The organism is Streptomyces sp. NPDC049887 (assembly GCF_040656535.1).
In the GTDB taxonomy this organism is placed as follows: Bacteria; Actinomycetota; Actinomycetes; order Streptomycetales; family Streptomycetaceae; genus Streptomyces.
The window spans coordinates 44,651-63,622 of sequence record NZ_JBFAMM010000032.1; the positions used below are offsets into that span (position 1 = coordinate 44,651).

The 18,972-nt window shown below is 71.6% G+C and carries 15 protein-coding genes and 2 tRNA genes; 5 read left to right on the forward strand and 12 right to left on the reverse strand.

Annotated features, from left to right (window positions below):
• Positions 1-98: 98 nt before the first annotated feature.
• The 4 genes from AB0J10_RS29290 to AB0J10_RS29305 all read right to left on the reverse strand — a co-directional run bounded on the left by AB0J10_RS29290 (position 99) and on the right by AB0J10_RS29305 (position 5,677).
• Positions 99-172: transfer RNA gene (locus AB0J10_RS29290), tRNA-Met, on the reverse strand.
• Positions 173-265: 93 nt separating this feature from the next.
• Entirely contained in the window at positions 266-2,416 is a 2,151-nt protein-coding gene (locus AB0J10_RS29295; protein ID WP_363065677.1) for a tetratricopeptide repeat protein, read from the reverse strand.
• A 215-nt stretch (positions 2,417-2,631) separates the two neighbouring features.
• Positions 2,632-2,705 (reverse strand) — tRNA-Met (locus tag AB0J10_RS29300).
• Positions 2,706-2,767: 62 nt separating this feature from the next.
• Positions 2,768-5,677, reverse strand: a complete 2,910-nt coding sequence (locus AB0J10_RS29305; RefSeq protein ID WP_363065734.1) for a UPF0182 family protein — start codon at positions 5,675-5,677, stop codon at positions 2,768-2,770.
• Positions 5,678-5,855: 178 nt separating this feature from the next.
• Between AB0J10_RS29305 and AB0J10_RS29310 the strand changes: the two genes are divergently transcribed.
• Complete coding sequence (locus AB0J10_RS29310) at positions 5,856-6,413, forward strand: PPA1309 family protein (RefSeq protein WP_363065679.1); 558 nt, start codon at positions 5,856-5,858, stop codon at positions 6,411-6,413.
• A gap of 113 nt (positions 6,414-6,526) precedes the next feature.
• Here AB0J10_RS29310 and AB0J10_RS29315 read toward each other — a convergent pair whose 3' ends face one another.
• From AB0J10_RS29315 to AB0J10_RS29330, 4 genes are all read right to left on the reverse strand, one after another.
• Entirely contained in the window at positions 6,527-7,615 is a 1,089-nt protein-coding gene (locus tag AB0J10_RS29315) for a PDZ domain-containing protein (RefSeq protein WP_363065681.1), read from the reverse strand.
• A 111-nt stretch (positions 7,616-7,726) separates the two neighbouring features.
• On the reverse strand, positions 7,727-7,897 hold the full coding sequence (locus AB0J10_RS29320) for a hypothetical protein (RefSeq protein ID WP_363065683.1): 171 nt from the start codon (positions 7,895-7,897) through the stop codon (positions 7,727-7,729).
• Positions 7,898-8,033: 136 nt separating this feature from the next.
• Positions 8,034-8,492 (reverse strand): molybdenum cofactor biosynthesis protein MoaE, encoded by a 459-nt coding sequence (locus tag AB0J10_RS29325; RefSeq protein ID WP_363065685.1) that lies wholly within the window; start codon positions 8,490-8,492, stop codon positions 8,034-8,036.
• 189 nt (positions 8,493-8,681) lie between these two features.
• On the reverse strand, positions 8,682-9,794 hold the full coding sequence (locus AB0J10_RS29330; RefSeq protein ID WP_363065687.1) for an SDR family oxidoreductase: 1,113 nt from the start codon (positions 9,792-9,794) through the stop codon (positions 8,682-8,684).
• Between the two features lie 221 nt (positions 9,795-10,015).
• Here AB0J10_RS29330 and AB0J10_RS29335 point away from each other — a divergent pair, with 221 nt between their 5' ends.
• Together AB0J10_RS29335 and AB0J10_RS29340 are read left to right on the forward strand one after the other, a co-directional pair.
• Positions 10,016-11,425, forward strand: a complete 1,410-nt coding sequence (locus tag AB0J10_RS29335) for a zinc-dependent metalloprotease (protein WP_363065689.1) — start codon at positions 10,016-10,018, stop codon at positions 11,423-11,425.
• Positions 11,422-11,946, forward strand: a complete 525-nt coding sequence (locus tag AB0J10_RS29340) for an NUDIX hydrolase (protein ID WP_363065691.1) — start codon at positions 11,422-11,424, stop codon at positions 11,944-11,946. The genes AB0J10_RS29335 and AB0J10_RS29340 overlap by 4 nt, the downstream gene beginning before the upstream one ends.
• Before the next feature lie 290 nt (positions 11,947-12,236).
• Here the strand turns inward: AB0J10_RS29340 and AB0J10_RS29345 are convergent, their stop codons facing one another.
• The 4 genes from AB0J10_RS29345 to AB0J10_RS29360 all read right to left on the reverse strand — a co-directional run bounded on the left by AB0J10_RS29345 (position 12,237) and on the right by AB0J10_RS29360 (position 16,001).
• Positions 12,237-12,992, reverse strand: a complete 756-nt coding sequence (locus AB0J10_RS29345) for an AIM24 family protein (RefSeq protein ID WP_363065693.1) — start codon at positions 12,990-12,992, stop codon at positions 12,237-12,239.
• Between the two features lie 17 nt (positions 12,993-13,009).
• Positions 13,010-13,690 (reverse strand): AIM24 family protein, encoded by a 681-nt coding sequence (locus AB0J10_RS29350; protein ID WP_363065695.1) that lies wholly within the window; start codon positions 13,688-13,690, stop codon positions 13,010-13,012.
• 13 nt (positions 13,691-13,703) lie between these two features.
• A complete protein-coding gene (locus AB0J10_RS29355) occupies positions 13,704-15,293 on the reverse strand; it encodes a TerD family protein (protein ID WP_363065697.1) in 1,590 nt (529 codons plus the stop codon).
• Between the two features lie 111 nt (positions 15,294-15,404).
• Positions 15,405-16,001 carry a M48 family metallopeptidase gene (locus tag AB0J10_RS29360; RefSeq protein ID WP_363065699.1) on the reverse strand — a complete coding sequence of 199 codons (597 nt, stop codon included), beginning with the start codon at positions 15,999-16,001 and terminating at the stop codon, positions 15,405-15,407.
• Between the two features lie 280 nt (positions 16,002-16,281).
• Here AB0J10_RS29360 and AB0J10_RS29365 point away from each other — a divergent pair, with 280 nt between their 5' ends.
• Together AB0J10_RS29365 and AB0J10_RS29370 are read left to right on the forward strand one after the other, a co-directional pair.
• Positions 16,282-17,502, forward strand: a complete 1,221-nt coding sequence (locus AB0J10_RS29365; RefSeq protein ID WP_363065736.1) for a ThiF family adenylyltransferase — start codon at positions 16,282-16,284, stop codon at positions 17,500-17,502.
• Positions 17,495-18,916 (forward strand): AarF/ABC1/UbiB kinase family protein, encoded by a 1,422-nt coding sequence (locus tag AB0J10_RS29370; RefSeq protein ID WP_363065701.1) that lies wholly within the window; start codon positions 17,495-17,497, stop codon positions 18,914-18,916. Before AB0J10_RS29365 ends, AB0J10_RS29370 begins: the two co-directional genes overlap by 8 nt.
• Positions 18,917-18,972: the final 56 nt, after the last annotated feature.

Genomic DNA, 18,972 nt, shown 5'->3' on the forward strand with positions numbered 1-18,972 from the left:
CTCCACCGCGGCGGGCCGACGGCCCGCCGCCCTGCTAAGAAGACCACCGGAGAACACCGATGGCCCGGATCCATCGGATCCGGGCCATCGGCCTTCAGTAGCGGGGACAGGATTTGAACCTGCGACCTCTGGGTTATGAGCCCAGCGAGCTACCGAGCTGCTCCACCCCGCGTCGGTGAACCCAACAGTACGTCACCCCGCGGACCAGAGCAAATCCATAGCCGTTCAGCCGTTCGGGCTGGTGAACGCGGTGGCACACCCTCCCTCAGGCCGTGAGCTCCTGGTGCAGCGCCTCACGCAGCGCAGCCGCCCGGTCGGCGACCTCACCGGGGCCCAGCTCCACCGCGCGGGCACACCAGCGTTGCCCCTCGGCGAGCTCACCCCGGCGCGCGGCCAGCAGGGCGAGCCGGAGCGCGGCGCGCCCGTGCCCCGCTCGTGCGGCGCGGGCCCACCACAGGGCGGCCTCGCGCTCGTTGCCCTCACGGGCGAGCAGCAGCCCCAGGTTGAACGCGCCATTGCGGCTGCCGGCCTCCGCCGCCTCCCGGTACCAGCGGACGGCCTCGGTCGCATCGCCACGGGCCGCGGCGAGCATGCCGATGCGCACCTGCGCCCGGCGGTGCCCCTGCTCGGCGGCTCGTTCGTACCACTCCTCGCACTCGGTCTTCTCGCCCAGGGGCTCACCGAGCGCGGGCGCGCCGGGCGGCGGCTGGCGCGCGTCGAGCAGCGTCGCGAGCCGGAACGCCGCCTCGGCGCTTCCACTGCCCGCGGCACAACGCAGATGGCGCTCGGCCGACTGCTCGTCGCCGTCGCGCAGACAGGCCATCCCGACCTGCAGGGCCGCCTCGGTGTGCCCGGCAGCGGCAGCCCGCTCGTACCAGCGCAGCGCCGTACGGTCCTCGTCCCGGCCGGCGTACAGGATGCCGAGGTTGAACGCGGCGTCCACGCTGCCCGCCTCCGCGGCCTTGGAGAACCAGGGCTCGGCACCCACCGGGTCCCCGGCCTGCAGCAGCAGGACGGCGAGCGCGTTGGCGGCCTCGCGGTGCCCGGCGTAGGCGGCGCGGCGGTACCACTGCTCCGCCTGGCCGGTGCGGCCCTGGGCCGCGCACAGCAGACCGAGGTTGTACGCCCCGTTCACGTCACCCGCGTCCATCGCGGCGCGGTACCAGCGCTCGGCCGACTGCTGCTCACCGCGTGCAGCGTGCAGAGCACCCAGCGCGTTGGCAGCGTTGCCATCGCCGTCCTGGGCGGCCCGCAGCCACCACACGGCGGCGCTCTCCTCGTCCCCGGCGTCCTTCAGCAGGAATCCCAGCGCGCAGGCGGCACGCGGCTCCCCGTCCTTGGCGGAGGTGAGGTACCAGCGCGCGGCCTCCTTCAGCTCGCCCCGGCGCTCCAGAATGCCGCCGAGGTGCAGCGCGGCCCGGCGGTGCCCTCTGGCTGCCGCCTGCCGGTACCACTGCTCCGCCTCGTCCGGACGCCCGGGCGCACCGGCTGCGGCACCCTCGGTGGTACCGGACGGCACCGCCGGTGCGGTCGCCGCGGAAGGCCCGGCGGTGCGGGCGGCGGGCACGGGGGCCGCCTCGGCGGCGCGGCTGCCCGCCCCCGAGTGCTTGGACCTGTTCGCGTCCTTGGGCCGGTGCGCGCCCTTCGCCTTCCGCGCGTCCTGGGCCGCGCCCGTGCGGTCGGCCGCGCCGGGGTCCTCGGCCGCCTCGACGGGGCCGCCCTTGCCCTTGACGGCCGCCGCGGTGGCGGGGCGGCGGTCCCCGGCAGCGGCTCCGCCCGGGGACCGGCGCTCCAGCACCCGCGCCAGCCGGTAGGCGGCCTCACGGTGCCCCTGCTCGGCGGCAGCGCGCAGCCAGCGCTCGGCGCCCCGCTCGCCGCGGTGCTCCAGCAGATCGGCCAGGGCGTAGGCGCCGAGGGCGTGCCCCTGTTCGGCGGACTGGCGCAGCCAGTACTCGGCGGCCGGCTCGTCGCCCCGCTCCCGGAAGTGCCGGCCGAGCGCGTGCGCCGCTGCAGCGGAACCGGCGACCGCCGCGATCCGCCACCAGCCCGCCGCCTCGTCGGCGTAGCCGCGCTGGTGCAGCAGCACACCCAGGTTGTTCGCGGCGGCGCGGTCGCCCTCGGCGGTGGCCGCGCGCAGCTGCGGCTCCGCCCCGTCAAGGTCGCCCCTGCGCAGGAGCATCGCCCCGAGGACGCTCATGGACGCCACGTCCCCTGCCTCGGCGGCGCGACGGTGCCGGGCCTCCGCCTCGGCGTCCGTCACGGGCAGGGGTTCAACGGGGGCCAGGGACTCGAGCGGGTCGACGGCGTCGATCGCCATCGCATCGGCCGCGCCCACCGCGGCCACCGCGGTGGCGGCGTGCTCGTGCACAAACCGCCCCGATTCCAACAGCGTTGTCCCGTCCCCCATAAATTCCATCGTCGCACCACCCGCAACCCGCGTACACCTGGTATACCGCAGCCAGTGAGGTCACTTCAGCGTTTTGTCGACATGCCCACAGAGAGACAAGTCAAACACGCATCGCCTCAGGACGCCGGACTCAACTCGCCCCAAACGGGACACACTTCGGGAACAACCGCCCTTGACACACGCCGAGGGCCCGGATCCTGATGGATCCGGGCCCTCGATCTCAGTAGCGGGGACAGGATTTGAACCTGCGACCTCTGGGTTATGAGCCCAGCGAGCTACCGAGCTGCTCCACCCCGCGTCGTTGTGCACCTACCGTACCACGGTGCGGGGTGGAGCCTGTCGGGTGAACCACCCGTTCGGTCAGCCTCCGGGTTTACCCGACGGTGCGCCGGGGGCCCCCGACTGTGCCGCGGCCGCCCGCTCGAGCGCCGCCTGCAGATCCGCCTGGGCCTTGCCGTACGCCGTCCAGTCGTTCTTCTTGAGCGCCTCCTGGCCCGCCTCGTACGCCTTCTGGGCGTCCGCGATGGCCTGCTTCAGCGCCGCACTGCCCGTCGCCGGCGGCTGGGGCGTGGTGTCACCCGGCTCCGTCGGCGGCTGCGTCGTGGGCGGCGGCTCGGCGCCCTCCACCCCGAACACCGCGTTCAGCGCCTCCGCCAGGCTGTCCTTGAAGACCGGCTTGCCGCCGTAGGACACCGCCACCTTCTTCAGCAGCGGGTAGTTGGCGGCGCCGCCTCGGGCGTACACCGGCTCGACGTACAGGAAACCGCCGTCCAGCGGAACCGTGAGCAGGTTGCCGTAGTCGATCTCCGAGTCGGTGCCCCGCAGGTCACGGACGAACGTCGCGACCTCCGGAACACTGTTGAGCTCGCTCTGCACCTGCGAGGGTCCCTGCACGGTCGAGGTCACCCTCAGCAGTCTGATCGAGCCGTACCCCTTGCTGTTCGCGTCGGCGTCGACGGCCATGAACGCGCCCAGGTTGGGCCGTCCGCTGGGTGTGAACGTCGTCGTCAGCGAGAACTTCTGCTCCTGCTCGCCCGGCATCTTCAGGCTCAGGTAGTACGGCGGGACCGCGCTGCCGTCCTTCTGCGTCGGGTCGCTCGGCACCTGCCAGGCGTCACTGCCGGTGTAGAACTGCTCGGGGTCGGTCACGTGGTACCGCGTGAGCAGCTCGCGCTGGACCTTGAACATGTCCTGCGGGTACCGGAGGTGGGCCAGCAGGTCCGGCTCGATCTCGCCCTTCGGCTTGACCGTGTCCGGGAATGCCTTCATCCAGGTCTTCAGGACCGGGTCCTTGGTGTCCCACTGGTACAGGTCGACCGTGCCGTCGTACGCGTCCACGGTGGCCTTCACCGAGTTCCGGATGTAGTTCACCTGGTTCTGCTGCGCGACGACGGCACGCTGGCTGTCGGTCAGCGAGTCGGCCGTGGTGTCCCCGAGCGTCGTGCGCGATGCGTAGGGGTACCCGTTCGTCGTGGTGTAGGCGTCGACGATCCACTTGATACGGCCGTCGACCACCGCCGGATAGGCGTCCCCGTCGATGGTGAGCCACGGGGCCACCGCCTCGACGCGCTCCTTGGGCGTGCGGTTGTAGAGGATCCGCGAACCGTCGCCGATCGCCCCGGAGTAGAGGATCTGCGGCTCGCTGAACGCCACCGCGTACGCGGCCCGGTTGAAGCCTCCGGAGAGGTCGACCCCGCTCTTGCCCTTGAAGCTGGTCGTCACCTCACCGTTCTTCTCGTAGTCCAGCTCCTTCTGCGGGCCCCCGACGATCGAGTACTGCTCGGTCTTCTCGCCGTAGTAGACCCGCTGCTCGTAGGTGCCGAGCTGGCCCTTGGTGGGCAGGCCGGACTCGATGAAGTCCGGGGCGCCGACCGTGCCCTGGTCCTCGTCGGTGATCGTGTTCGTGCCCTTGGCCGCGATCGCGCCGTAGCCGTGGGTGTAGGTGAAGTGGTCGTTGATCCAGTTGCGCTTGGGGATGCCCTTGATGTTGAGCTCGCGCAGACCGATGACCGTGTCCTGCGGCTTGCCGTCGGGGCCGGTGTACCGGTCCACGTCGAGCGTCGCGGGGAACTGGTAGTACTTGCGCTCCTGCTGGAGCTGCTGGAAGGCGGGCGAGACGATGTTCGAGTCGACGAGCCGGTAGCTGGCGGCCGTGGCGGCCTGCTCGCGCTGCTCGGCCTTCCGCTTCGGGTCGCCCCTGCCCCCGTAGTTCTCGGACTTCGCCGCGTCGATGCCGTACGCCTCGCGCGTGGCATCGATGTTCTTCTTGATGTACGGGGATTCCTTGGCCTGCTCGTTCGGCTGCACCTGGAACTTCTGCACGATGGCCGGGTACAGGCCGCCGATGAGGATGGCCGAGAGCACCATCAGCCCGAAGCCGATCACCGGCAGCTGCCAGGTGCGCCGCCACAGCGTGGCGAAGAAGAGCACGGCGCAGATGACCGCGATGCAGAACAGGATCGTCTTCGCGGGCAGATACGCGTTCGCGTCCACGTACCGCAGGCCCGTCCAGTTGCCCGCGGCCTTGAAGTCGCTGGACTTCACGGCCAGGCCGTAACGGTCCAGCCAGTACGCGACGGCCTTGAGCGCGACGAAGATGCCGAGCAGCACCGACAGATGGCCGGTGGCCGCCGCGGTGGCACGCGCCCCGGGGCTGGTGACGCGCAGCCCGCCGTAGAGGTAGTGGGTGAGGACCGCGGCGATCAGGGAGAGCACGGCCGCGGCGAAGCCGAAGCCCAGCAGGAACCGGTACCAGGGGAGGTCGAAGGCGTAGAACGCCACGTCCATCCCGAACTGGGGGTCCTTCGTGCCGAACGGCACGCCGTTGACCCACATCAGCCACGTGCGCCACTGGGAGGACGCGGATGCTCCGGCGATCAGCCCGACGAGCGCGGTGATCCCGAGGAGCACCCACTTCTTGTACGGGGCGATGCCCATCCGGTACCGGTCGAGGCTCTGCTGCTCGAGCGACATCGCGCTCAGCGGCGGCCTCAGCCGGTGTGCCAGCCAGATGTTCAACCCGACCGCGGCGGCCATCAGCAGGCCGAAGACCGCGAACAGACCGATCTTGGTCCAGAGGGTCGTGGTGAACACCGACGAGTACTTCACCGAGCGGTACCAGAGCCAGTCGGTCCAGAACCCGGCGAACATGACAAAGGCCATGGCGAGCACGGCCAGCACGCCGAGCGTCATCAGCAGCGTCCGTACGCGCCGGGACGGCCGGCCCACTCTGATCCGTGGCCCGGTCGGGCCTCCGCCGCGGTCCGGCATCTGGAAAGCCAACGTGCGCCCCTCGAAGTTCGCGGTCGTGTAATACGTTGTCCGGGTGCCGTCCCATGCGTCCGGCACCTCTGTGGCAGGCCCACGCGATCGTAGAGCCCACTCATGCAACTTACTGAGGCTTTACCTAGTTCCCGACTCCGGGGCCGAAGGAGGCAGGATATTGCGCATGTCCAACGTTTCCCCCGGCGGCCCCCCGATGGCCGCGAGCCCGCTGACCCGCGCGGTGCTCGAAATCGACGAGTACGCGTCCGGCCTCGGCTGGGACCAGCCGGCCCGGCTCTTCGCCCTCGTCGACACCGCACAGCTGCGCACCCAGGAGCCGGGTCTCGCCGCCCAGCTCGGCCTCGACGACGGGGACGCGGCTGCTCCGCTGACCCCGGTCGAGCAGGACGAGATCCCCTCCGGAACCCCGCTCGACGAGTTCCTCGGAACGATCGCCTGGCCCGACGCGGTGGCGGGATGCGCACTCACCGTGGAGCGGCTGATGCTGCCGCCGTCTGCGGAGACCTCCGTCCCCGAGGGCCTCGACGAGGCGGGCCTGGCCGAGTGGGTGGCCGCGCATCCGGACCGCCAGGAGGTCCGGATGACCGTTGCGGTGCTGCGGGACGGCGCCCGCGAGTCGGCACTGCGGCTGCGGGAGAAGGACTCCGCGACCGAGGTGCTGACCGGTGCGGACCTGGTACCGGGGCTGGCGGACGCCCTCTCGGCCACGTTCGAGGCGTAGCGGCGCGGAGGGGCGTGCCGCGGTCGCGGCACGCCCCCTGGCAGCCCTGTCCGTTCCGTGCGCGCGTAGCCCGGTCCGCGGGACCCGTGTCCGGCGCAGTCCGGCGGCCCTTGTCAGCTCTTGGAGCAACCGGGCAGATCGGCGGTCCTGCCGCTTCGGATCTTCTCCAGGGACTTCGTCGCGTCGTCGATGGTCTTCACCCTGACCAGGGTCAGCCCCTCGGGGATGTCCGAGGCAGCGGCGGCGCAGTTGTCGCTGGGCGTCAGGAAGTACTCCGCACCCGCGTTCCGCGCACCGACGAGCTTCATCTCGATTCCGCCGATGGGGCCGACCACACCCTGGTCGTCGATCGTGCCGGTGCCGGCGATGAACTTGCCCCCCGTGAGGTCGGCCGGGGTGAGCTTGTCGACGATGCCGAGAGCGAACATCAGCCCGGCGCTCGGACCGCCCACGTCGGCCAGCTTGATGTCGATGGCGAACGGGAAGGTGTGGTCCGTACCGGCCGTGATGCCCACGATCGTGCGCTTGGCCTGCTTCGAACGCACCGTTCCGACCTGCACGTCCTGGGAGCCCGTCGGCTCCTTGCCGGCCTTCTCGGCCGCGGCCGCCTCCTTGGCAGGGACGATCGTGAAGGTCACCTTGTCGCCGGGCTCGTGTTGGACGACGGCCTTCGAGACGTCGTCCGGCTTCTTCACCGGCGTTCCGTCGACGGCCTTGATCACATCGCCCGCGTGCAGCGTGCCCTGCGCCGGGCTGTCCTTGCGGATCGAGGAGACGACGACACGGGACTTCACCGGGATCCCCAGCTCGCGCAGGGCAGCGACCTTGGCGCTCTCCTGGGACTGGCTGAACTCCTCCGCGTTCTCCTGGTTCGACTGCTCCTCGGTCTTGCCGTCCGGGTAGAGCGTCTCGTGCGGCACCACGACGTTGTCATGGGCCAGCCAGCCGTACACGACCTCGGCCAGGTTCATCCGGTAGTCCGCGCCCGTGACCCTGACCGTCGTCATGTTGAGGTGCCCGGAGGTCGGATGGGTCTTGCGGCCGGAGATCTGCAGGACCGGCTCGCCACCGGAGTCACCGAGGGTGTTCACGGTGGGCCCGGGTGTCATCTCCGAGTAGGGCGGGGTCATGAGCACGCCCACGCAGAGCAGCACGATGAGGACGAGAGTGGAGGCGAGCATCGTCGCTGTGCGGCGTGGCATGGAACGACAGTACGGGACTGGTCCGTCAGTGCACCCGTCGGGCCGGTCCGTACGGGGCTCGCCGCGGACTCTCGACGGGGCGGCCCGCAGGGCCTCCCGAGGTCGGCGGCGTCAGACGGCGTCCGTCCCGGAACGGGTCCTCTCCATCGCGTCCCGGAACCGTGCGTAGCCGGCGAGTTCCGCGACATCGCCGGTGGTCCGGTTCCTCGATGCCCAGCTTCCCCATATCGCCGCGCCGATGGCAGCGAAAAGCGGAATCAGCAACCAGGCGAGTGCCGCCATCACGACCTCCCTACCCCATGAGCTGGAACGACTGCTCGTACAGCTGACCGATCAGCAGATTAACCGTTTGCCGCTTCAACGCTCGTGCCAGGGGGGCGGTTACGCAAATCGGGCCCGGGGCCGCGGAACGGCGCGGTCAGGCGCCGACCCACTCCTGCGTGCCGTCCGAGAACTGCTGGTGCTTCCAGATCGGGACCTCGTGCTTGAGGTCGTCGATCAGCTTCCGGCACGCCTCGAACGCCTCCCCCCGGTGCGGGCAGGAGACGGCGACGACCACGGCCAGGTCCCCGATCTCCAGGTCGCCCACGCGGTGGACGGCCGCCAAGGCCCGGACGGGGTACTCGGCGACGACCTTCTCCGCGACACGGCGCATCTCGGCCTCGGCGGTGGGGTGGCACGAATAGCCCAGCGCGTCGACGTCCGCGCCGCCGTCGTGGTTGCGCACGGTGCCCACGAAGAGCGCCGTGCCGCCCGCGGCCGCATCGCCCACGGCGCGGAACACCTCGTCGACGGAGAGCGGGGTGTCCCTGATCGCGAGCAGCCGGATCGGGTCCTGCGCCGCCTGCTCCCCCGGGTGATCGTTCGTGCGTCCCATGCAGCCATCGTGCCGTACACCACCGACAACGCGGAATAGCGCTTTCGACCGGCGGGCGGTGACGGGGGTTGGAGCCTCCTACAGGAGGGGGCCGGCCCGGTAGGCGGGACGCCCGGCGCGGACCTCACCGGCCGGAGGCCAGGTGTATTGATCACAAGCGTTGCTGACGCTTGTGATCAATACACCTGGCTACAGCCCCCGGCGCTTGCGGGCGCGGCGCACGAGGGCCGCCGTGCCCAGCAGGGCGACGGTGGCGCCCGCGGCGCCCGCCGCGGCGGTGGCGTCCTTGCGGCCGAGACGGCGGCCCGCGACGGTGTGCCGGCCCTGGACCTCCTCCAGCAGCGCGGCGAGCACCTCCTCGTTGGTCCACCGGGGACGCCAGCCGGCGTCGTGCAGCCTGCCGACGCTGACGACCCACGGGTGCATCGTGTACGCGAGGTCGCCCGCCGGCGAGGGGGTGAGGCCGATCCGGTGCAGCCGTGCGGCCGCCCCGAGGGCGACCGCCGACGGCAGCTCCATGCGCCGGATGCCACTGAGCTCCTCGATCTCCTCCTGCTCCAGCCACCCGTCGCAGCCCACCGCGAACTCCCCGTCGACCTTCTCCAGGGCTGCGTACTCCAGCGCGCTCACCAGGTCATCGACATGGCAGAACTGCCAGGTGGGGCGGGATCCCGCGACCACGAGGAGCCGCGGCGACTCGAAGTAGCGGGTGAGCGCCGTGTCGGTGCCGCCGACCAGCACGGCGGGTCTGGCGACCGTGACGTTCAGGCCGGGGTGCGCGCGCGGGGCGCGGCGGCCCAGGCGCTCGATCTCCAGGAGGTCGCCCACTCCCGTGGCCTCCGCCGTGGCACGCAGCTCCGCGTCCTCCGAGAGCGGGACGTCGTTGTCCGGCAGCGCCCCGTAGACCATCGCCGAGGTGCACAGCACGACCCTGTGGACACCCGCGGCCGCGGCGGCGGTGAGCACGGTCTGGGTGCCGCGCACGTTGTACGCGGTCCGCGCCGCCGCGTCGGCCTCGAGGTCCAGGTCGAGCGCCAGGTGCACGACGACGTCGGCGCCGCGGAACTTCTCGGCGATCGCCGGGTCGCGCACGTCCAGGACGTGCCAGTGCGCCTCGGGCACGTCGCCCCGGCGCTCGTCGACCGCGATGACCCGGCCGATGTCGTCCGACGCGACGAGGCGCCTGGTCAGCAGGTCACCGACGCCGGAGGCGGCGCCGGTCACCGCGACCACGGGGCCGCGCCCCGTGACCGGGGTCGAGGGGTTTCGCGTAGCGCGAACCTGCGGATCTGGGGAACTCACCGGGCGTCTCCAGCGGTTGTCTTCAGTACGTGCGCGGACAGACGTGTACGTACGAGGTGGCGTCCATCCTGCCGCAGGCCATGAGCCAGTGGAGCATCCAGCCCATGTCCGGCTTCACATGTCGACGCCTCCGCCGCCGGCCGGGCGCCGCTTAGGCTGGTGGTGTAGTCGGGCATTCGCCGTCGGCAGGAAGCCGGTGGCCCTACGAGCCGAGGAAACCCGTGAGTGACACCCCATTCGGATTCGGCCTTCCGCCGGAGGAGCCGGAGAACGGCGACGAGGGCAAGAAGAAGGACCCCGCCGGAGGTGGGCAGGGCTCCGGCGGCCAGGGCGGCCCGACCAACCCCTTCGGGTTCGGGTTCCCGGGCGGCCCGGGCGGCGGCGCGGAGAATCCGTTCGCCGCGATGTTCGGCTCGCTGAACCCCACCGACCTCGGAGCGGCCTTCCAGCAGCTCGGCCAGATGCTGAGCTACGAGGGCGGTCCGGTGAACTGGGACATGGCGAAGCAGATCGCCCGCCAGACGGTCTCCCAGGGCACGCAGGACGGCACGAAGGACTCCAGCGTCGGCCCCGGCGAGCGCGCCGCGGTCGAGGAGGCCGTGCGCCTCGCCGATCTGTGGCTCGACGGTGCGACGTCCCTGCCCTCCGGCGCGGGCAGCGCCGTGGCGTGGAGCCGCGCGGAGTGGGTCGAGGCGACGCTTCCGGCGTGGCAGCAGCTCGTCGACCCCGTCGCCGAGCGCGTCGGCGTCGCCATGGGCGATGTGCTGCCCGAGGAGATGCAGGCCATGGCGGGACCGCTGATCGGCATGATGCGCTCCATGGGCGGCGCCATGTTCGGCCAGCAGATCGGCCAGGCCATCGGCGTGCTGGCGGGCGAGGTCGTGGGCTCGACGGACATCGGCCTGCCGCTGGGACCGGCCGGGAAGGCCGCGCTCCTCCCGCTGAACATCGAGGCCTTCGGCAGGGACCTGGGCGTCCCCAAGGACGAGGTCCGGCTGTACCTGGCACTGCGCGAGGCCGCCCACCAGCGGCTCTTCGCCCATGTTCCATGGCTGCGCTCCCACCTGTTCGGCGCCGTCGAGGGGTACGCCCGCGGGATCAAGGTCGACACGTCCAAGCTCGAGGACGTGGTGGGGCAGTTCGACCCCGCGCACCCCGAGCAGGTGCAGGAGGCGCTCCAGCAGGGCATGTTCCAGCCGGAGGAGACCCCCGAGCAGAAGGCCGCGCTCGCCCGTCTCGAGACCGCGCTCGCCCTGGTGGAGGGCTGGGTGGACGCCGTGGTGCACGACGCGGCCAAGAACAGGCTGACGTCGGCGGACGCCCTGCGAGAGACCCTTCGCCGGCGCCGTGCGTCGGGCGGCCCCGCCGAGCAGACGTTCGCCACGCTCATCGGTCTCCAACTGCGTCCGCGCCGGCTGCGGGACGCCTCCCGGCTGTGGGCTTCGCTCACCGACGCCCGCGGCATGGACGGCCGCGACGGCCTCTGGGCGCACCCGGACATGCTGCCGACGGCCACGGACCTCGACGATCCGGACGGCTTCGTCCACCGTGAGCAGCTCGACTTCTCGGAGCTCGACAAGATGCTCGGCGAGGCGGCCGAGGGCCGGGACGGGGACGACACCGACAAGTGAGCCTGTACGACGACGCCGTCCGGGTGCTCAAGGAGTACGGCGACGGAGCGGACGAGCTGCGCCGGACGTACCTGGACCATCTGGCGAACCATCCCGACGGCATGTGGAAGGCGTGCGACGCCGGGCATCTCACGGCCAGCGCCCTGGTCGTGGACCTGGTGCACGAGCGGGTGCTGCTGACCCTGCACCGGAAGCTGGGCAGGTGGCTGCAGATGGGCGGCCACTGCGAGCCGGGGGACGCCACACTCGCGGCCGCGGCGCTGCGCGAGGCGACCGAGGAGTCGGGCATCGCCGGGCTGACCCTGCTGCCGGGCGGTCCCGTGACGCTGGACCGGCACCCGATCCCGGCGCCGTGCCACTGGCACCTGGACGTCCAGTACGCGGCGCTGGCGGCGCCCGAGGCGGCTCCGGCGATCAGTGACGAGTCGCTCGATCTGCGGTGGTTCGGCTACGAGGAGGTGGCCGGCGTCGCCGACGCATCGGTCGTACGCCTCCTGGAGCGGACCCGCGCGCGGCTCTAGCCGGTGCCGCGGCGGGCCGGGTTCGCCCGTCGAGGAGCGGCACGCGGGGCTCGGGTCCCTCCCCGGCCCCCCGGGCCGAGGGGAGGGGATCGCAGGACGCCGGATCGACCTCGCAGTGGGCCCGCACGGTCGATTCGGCAGCGCGAGTCGCCTGCCGGGACCGTGACCGAGCGGACGGGGTGTACCGGTCGCGCACGCGCCGATGCACCGGGACCGGACGGATCGGCGTCGACCGGCCGGGGCCGTCGCCCTCGCGGACCGCCCCGGCCGGTCGCCCAGCTCAGCTCAGCTCAGCTCCAGACGTTGTTCTGGTTCTGGCCGTGGGATCCGTGCTGACCCATACCGAACTGGGCCCGGGCACCCTGGCCGACCTGAGCGTTCTGCGGCGGCAGGACCTCACTGGGCTGGACGAGGGCGAACCCCTGGCCGAGGAAGCTCAGCTCCCAGCCCTCCCCCGTGTTGCCCCGGCGCCGCCAGACACCGGTGGAGTGGGTCTGCGCCTGCATCTGCACCCGCAGCGAGGACGACCAGGCGACGATCGCGTCGGCGTCCACGTTGACGTACTTGTCCGGGGTCACCTGCATCATGAGCGGCTGTCCCGAGGTCATCAGCGCGACCTTGCCCCGCCCCGAGATGTTGAGCTGGTACTTCCCGGAACCGGAGATGCCGTACTGGCTGTCCACGGCTATGACCTCCGTGTGCAGCGTGGAGTCCAGCGCCAGTACGTAGGCGCTGTCGACCGTGATGCCGTCCTGATCGACGTCGACCACGTGGACGTACTGGGCGAGGTTGGCGAAGTAGACCGTGCCCTGTCCCGAGCAGCGCATCAGGTCGAGGCCCTCGCCGGTGCGCGCACGGGCGTTGCGCTGGTTCCTCGACTGGTACTCGCCGTCGAAGTCGATCAGTCCCTGGTAGGCGACCATCGCGCCCTTGCGGGCGAGGACGTCCTCCTGCCCGGTGAGGGCGACCCGCAGGAGCTGCGGGTTCTGGACGACGTAGCGCTCCTGGGACTGCTGTTCCGCATGGCTGAAAAGCGGGCTCTGCATGGTGTTCTCGCTCCCCCTCAGCCCCGGACCCGCAGTCGGTCGGTGCTGTCCTCACTCGGCTGTACGACGACGATGCCCTGGCCCGAGAAGGCCATCTGGTAGGCCTCCCCGCTGCCCCGCCCGATGAGGGAGGAGGCCTTGAAGCTGCGCTTGCCCTTCACCTTCAGGTTCGGCGACCAGGCGACAAGGGCGTCCGGGTCGACGTAGGTCTCGTCCTCGCCGCGGCCGCAGTCGACGACGATCGGTGTACCGCGCGAGGTGATCGCGACCCACCCGGTGCCCGCGACCGTGACGTTCCACAGCCCCTGGCCCGCGAACTTGGCGAGGCCCTTGACCCGCTCGACGCCCCACTGCAGATGCGCGTCGAAGGCGAGCAGATTGGTGCCGTTGACCGAGATCGAGTCGTTGTCGAGGTTGACGACCACGACGTCCGCGCCGTAGTCGGCCAGATAGAGCAGCCCGTCACCGGAGCACTTCATGATGGGTGCGCCCTCGCCGGTGACCCACTGGCCGGCGACCTGCCGCACCGCGGACGGGTTCGGTTCGTACTGGACGAAGCCCTCGTACGCGACCATCGAGCCGGCACGGGCGAACAGGTCCTGGCCCGAGGCCATCGCGACCTTGAGCATCGTGCGGCCGTGGTTCTCCATCCGGGCCACCACGGGCGTCGGGGCAAAGCCCGCGAGTTGCTGGTTCATTCTCCGGGCTCCCTCAGACCTCGTAGGGCTGGACGACGACGAAGTTGCCGGGGGCGCCCCGGAACTGGAGGTTCACGGTCTCCCCGCTGTGGCCGGGGTAGGCGTTGCGGCGCAGCCGCACCTGGCTGGAGAGGATCACCTGGGAGGCCGCCGACCAGGCCACGACGGCGTTGGAGTCGGCGAACGTGGTGGGCGTGACCGGGAGGACCACCGGGATGCCGTGGGTCTTGACGACGACCGTGCCGGTGCCCTGGAACAGCATTGTGAACAGCGCCCCGCCGGGGATGCCGTGTCCCTCGATGCGGCGGACCTCGTGCTGCAGCGACTCGTCGAAGGCGAGCACGTTCTCCGCGGAGACGCAGATCGCGTCCCCCTGGAGTTCTATGGGGTGCAGATGCGCGCCCTCCTCGGCGAGGAAGACCTGGCCGCGGCCGCTGCAGCGCATCAGCTGCATCTCCTGGCCCGTGGCGTTGCCGACGATCCGGCCGGAGAAACCGGCGCCCTTGTAGCCGAAGTCGACCTTGCCCTGGTACATGACCATGCTGCCCTGGCGGGCGAGCACGGGCGTGCCGCCCATGCCCAGATCGACGCGCATGAGCTGCTGGTTCTGCGGGGTCCACCGCTGGCCGGTGGGCAGCTCCTTGTAGGGCTGGAGGGCCGCCTGGAGGCCCGCGCCGGTCCGCGGGACGCCCTGCGGCACCGTCCCCGGCTGACCGTACGGCGCGGGCTGCTGCCCGTAGGGAGGCGGCGCTGCGGGCACCTGGCCCGGGACCTGGCCGAACTGCGGCTGCTGCGGCGGCTGTCCGTAGGGGGACGGCGGCGCCTGGGGCGGCACCGTGCCGGCGGGCGGGGTCATCGGGGCCGCGATCGTCGGCGCCGCGTGCATCTGCGGGTTCACCGCGGCGGGGGCGGGAGCAGGCGCGGGAGCCGCAGGGGCGCCGAACCCGGGCGCGGGCTGCGGCGCCTGCGGGGCCGGGGGCCCTGCGGGGACACCGAACGACGGGGCGGGAGCGGGAGCGGCCGGTGGGGCGAACCCCGGCACGCCCTGCGGCGGCTGCTGCGCTGCGGGCTCCTCCTCGGCCACCTCACCGCCGAAGTTCTTCAGCAGAGCGTCGAGGCCGCCGTCGAAGCCCTGGCCGACGGCGGCGAACCGCCATACGTCCTTGAGGTAGAAGTCGCCGAGCATCACGGCGCGCTCGGTGGAGAACTCCGAGCCGGTGAAGGAGTACCGGACGACTTCCTCCCCGCCCGCCACGATCCGGATGTAGCCGGGGCCGATCTGCGACATCTGACCGGCGCCGTCGACCGTCGCGGTGAACGACAGCTTGTGGATGTGCGCCGGAACCCGGTCCAGCGTGACGCGGAACGACTCCGTGTCACCGGCCTGCGGGCCGAGCAGCTGGACGGACTCCTCCGGCGTTTTCGGCTGGTTGAAGAAGACGAAATAACGGTCGTCCGAGAGCTGCTCGTTGGCGTCGAGACCGAAGCAGCTGATGTCGAAGGACAGCCCGGGAGCGGAGATCTGCACACCCACGTACAGATCGGTTCCCGGTGTCAGGTCACTGATCTTGGCCTTGTGGCCGCGTTGGAATTCCCTGGCCATGCGTAACGACCGTCCCCCATCCCGACGAAATGCGATTGCGTCGCGCCAGGCTAACCGCTGGCGGCGACATCGAGCCAAGCCGGGACGCATTCGGTACAGGATCGGTGAGGGTCACTCGCCGCGGGCTGCGGGGAGATGGGGCAGACGGTCCGCGGCGACAACGCCCTCCAGGTAGCCGCGGGCCCGCTCGGTGCGCGGGTACGACTCAAGGAGCCGCCAGAAGCGGGGCCCGTGGCCGGGCACGAGGAGGTGGGCCAGTTCGTGGAGGAGAACGTAGTCCACGACGTACTCCGGCATTCCCTTCAGCCGGTGCGAGAGGCGGATGCTGCCCTCCGCGGGGGTGCAGGACCCCCAGCGGGTGTTCTGGTTGGTGACCCAGCGCACCGACGCCGGCCCCGCGCGGCCGTCCAGGTACTGCTCGGACAGCCGCCGGGCGCGTTCGGCCAGTTCCCCGTCGCCGAGTGTCCGCCTGCTCTCCTGGGCGGCGAGCTTGTCCAGCATCACCGTCACCCAGCGCCGCTCCTCCGCCTCGGACATCCGGGCCGGGATGAGCACCACGGTCCGGTCGCCGTCCCGGTACGCGGAGACCGTTCTTCGGCGCCTGGCGCTGCGGCGGACCTCGACCGCGCTCGTCGCGGAGTGGTGGGACGGCTGGGCGGTCGTGCTGCGCTGCTGGCTCCCGGCACGGAGCGGTCGGTCGGCGGACACGCCCCGACGTTACCCGCTGGAGCAGGGGAAGTCCCGCCCCCGAGCGGGTCGGGGCCGGCCGGCGAAACGGCCCGGGCTTGATCAACGACAGGGAACGCCGCATTTGAACGACTAATGCCCCACACCTGTGGACAACCTTTTCCACCGCACGGCGCGGACGTGCATTCTGATGCCGTACGAGACGGATCCCGTCGGATTCAGCACCGGCGGGACGAACGAACGGAACGCGCACGGAGCGTGAACCGAGCGCGGACGGAACGGCGTGCGAACGGGGGCGGATGTGCATCCGGTGGTGAAGCCTGCACTGCGGCAGGCATGGCGGGACCTGCGTTATGTGCAGTTCGGAGCGACCGCGGCGCATGCCGTGGTGTTGGGGCCGGTGGACACGGCGACCGGAGGCCTGCTGTCGCTGCTCGACGGCACTCGGGGGCTGCCCCGGCTGCGTGAGGAGGCCCGGGCGATAGGACTGCCCGACGGCCATGTCGACGCCCTGCTGGAGCGGCTGGCGGAGGCGGGCCTGGTGGACGACGTGACGGGCGGCGGAGCGGCGGCCGCCTCGCTGCGGAAGAGGACGGCAGCGTACGACCGGCTGCGCCCCGACCTGGCGTCGCTCTCGGTGGTCCATCCCGAACCGGGCGGCGGCGCGGCCCGGTTGACCGCCCGAAGCGCCATGCGGGTTCAGGTGCGGGGCGCGGGCCGGGTCGGTGCAACGCTGGCGGCCGTGCTGTCCGCCTCCGGCGTGGGGCAGGTTGAGGTGCTGGACGGGGGCCGCGTGGAGCCGTGGGACGTGGCTCCGGGCGGGGTGCCCGCGGAGGCGGTGGGCGAGCGCAGAGCCGTGTCCGCTCAGCAGGTCGTGCGCCGGTCCGCCCCGGGCGCAGCGCGGCGCACGGCCCGTCGGTCCGACCGCGGACCGGTGGAACCGCCGCCGCTCTCCCTGGTGATCGTCGCACCGCGCGACGGCCTCGCGGCGTACGTGCCGGATCCGGGGGCCGCCGAGGACTGGATGGCCACGGGGACTCCCCATCTGTATGCGGGTGTTGCCGAGGCGTCCGGCGTGGTGGGCCCGCTGGTGCTGCCCGGGGGCTCGGCGTGCGCCGGCTGTCTTGCGCTGCGACGGGCCGACCGGGATCCGGTGTGGCCTCGGATGGCGGCCCAATGGCGCACGCCCCGCCACCGGGAGGCGGGCCCGGGGCCGTGTGACCTCGGCCTCGCCACGACGGTGGCGGGTATGGCGGCTTCACACGCCCTGTCGTTCCTGGACGGTGAACTGCCCGCCTGCACGGGGACACGGTGGGAGGTGTCGCTGCCGCTGCTCGAGTGGCGGTCGAGACGGATCGAGGCCCATCGCGACTGCCACTGCGGGGCGGCTGGGCAGACTGAGGGGGAGCGCGCCTCGGGGGCGGGGACGACGCACGACACAATGGCCGGGGTAGCGGCGTCGAAGGAGTGCCGGATGGCTGACGCGGCAGGGCGGCTTGGAATTGGAGGGGCGCATGTCTGATCTTCCTCGGAAGGCGGTCACCCGTACGGCCAAGCTGGCCGCTCTGCCACTGAGTTTCGCCGGCCGTGCCACATGGGGCCTGGGCAAGCGCATCGGCGGCAAGTCGGCGGAGATCGTGGCTCGCGAGCTGCAACAGCGCACGGCGGAGCAGTTGTTCAAGGTGCTCGGCGAGCTGAAGGGCGGCGCGATGAAGTTCGGACAGGCCCTGTCCGTCTTCGAGTCGGCCCTGCCCGAGGAGGTGGCCGGACCCTACCGGGCGGCACTCACCAAACTCCAGGACGCCGCTCCCCCGATGCCGACGCGCACGGTTCACGAGGCCCTGGCCGAGCGGCTGGGCGAGGACTGGCGTGAACTCTTCCTGGAGTTCGAGGACAGGCCGGCGGCGGCCGCGTCCATCGGCCAGGTCCACCGTGCGGTCTGGCACGACGGGCGCGAGGTCGCGGTGAAGGTCCAGTACCCCGGGGCCGGAGAGGCCCTGCTCTCGGACCTGTCCCAGTTGAGCCGGTTCGCCCGGCTGCTGGGACCGCTGATCCCGGGAATGGACATCAAGCCGCTGATCGCCGAGCTGCACGACCGGGTCTCGGAGGAACTGGACTACGAGCTGGAGGCCAGGGCCCAGCGGGAGCACGCGGCGGAGTTCGCGGGCGACCCGGACGTGGTGGTGCCCGATGTGGTGCACCAAGCAGACCAGGTGCTGGTCACAGAGTGGATCGACGGGACACCGTTGGCGGAGGTGATCAGCGGCGGCACCCAGGAGCAGCGCGACCGCGCCGGCCAGTTGCTGGCCCGGTTCCTGTTCTCCGGTCCCGCCCGGACGGGGCTGCTGCACGCCGACCCCCATCCGGGGAACTTCCGGTTGCTGCCTCCGGCCGGTGCCTCCGAGGGCGAAGGGGATCCGGGCGAGTGGCGGCTCGGTGTCCTGGACTTCGGCACGGTGGACCGGCTGCCCGGTGGGCTGCCCAGGACCATCGGCGACTCCCTCCGGATGACGCTGGAGGGAGAGGCCGAGGCGGTCTACGCAGTGCTGTGCGAGGAGGGCTTCGTCAGGGAGTCGATCGACCTCGACCCGGACGCCGTGCTGGAGTACCTTCTGCCGATCATCGAACCCGCGGAGGCGGACCGGTTCACCTTCACCCGCGGCTGGATGCGGACCCAGGCGGCACGGATAGCCGATCCACGGTCTCCCGCACAACAGTTGGGCAAGCAGCTCAATCTCCCGCCGGCCTATCTGCTGATCCACCGTGTGACGCTGAGCACGATAGGCGTGCTGTGCCAGTTGAACGCGACCGTGCGGCTGCGGCACGAACTGGAATCCTGGCTGCCCGGATTCCTGACCGACCCCGAGGTGGGAGCCGACGCGGAGGCCGGCGCCGCCGCGGACACCGAGGTCGGCGGCGTGGCGGCGGAGGCCTGACCTGCCCGGGCACCGGTCGGGCGCTCGGGCACGGGCTCCCGTCCTCCCGATCGGGG

Bases quoted from the DNA above. Each gene is read 5' to 3' on its own strand.
- AB0J10_RS29295 (WP_363065677.1), bottom strand. From the start codon at position 2,416: ATGGAATTTATGGGGGACGGGACAACGCTGTTGGAATCGGGGCGGTTT.
- AB0J10_RS29305 (WP_363065734.1), bottom strand. From the start codon at position 5,677: ATGCCGGACCGCGGCGGAGGCCCGACCGGGCCACGGATCAGAGTGGGC.
- AB0J10_RS29310 (WP_363065679.1), top strand. From the start codon at position 5,856: ATGTCCAACGTTTCCCCCGGCGGCCCCCCGATGGCCGCGAGCCCGCTG.
- AB0J10_RS29315 (WP_363065681.1), bottom strand. From the start codon at position 7,615: ATGCCACGCCGCACAGCGACGATGCTCGCCTCCACTCTCGTCCTCATC.
- AB0J10_RS29320 (WP_363065683.1), bottom strand. From the start codon at position 7,897: ATGGCGGCACTCGCCTGGTTGCTGATTCCGCTTTTCGCTGCCATCGGC.
- AB0J10_RS29325 (WP_363065685.1), bottom strand. From the start codon at position 8,492: ATGGGACGCACGAACGATCACCCGGGGGAGCAGGCGGCGCAGGACCCG.
- AB0J10_RS29345 (WP_363065693.1), bottom strand. From the start codon at position 12,992: ATGCAGAGCCCGCTTTTCAGCCATGCGGAACAGCAGTCCCAGGAGCGC.
- AB0J10_RS29350 (WP_363065695.1), bottom strand. From the start codon at position 13,690: ATGAACCAGCAACTCGCGGGCTTTGCCCCGACGCCCGTGGTGGCCCGG.
- AB0J10_RS29355 (WP_363065697.1), bottom strand. From the start codon at position 15,293: ATGGCCAGGGAATTCCAACGCGGCCACAAGGCCAAGATCAGTGACCTG.
- AB0J10_RS29370 (WP_363065701.1), top strand. From the start codon at position 17,495: ATGTCTGATCTTCCTCGGAAGGCGGTCACCCGTACGGCCAAGCTGGCC.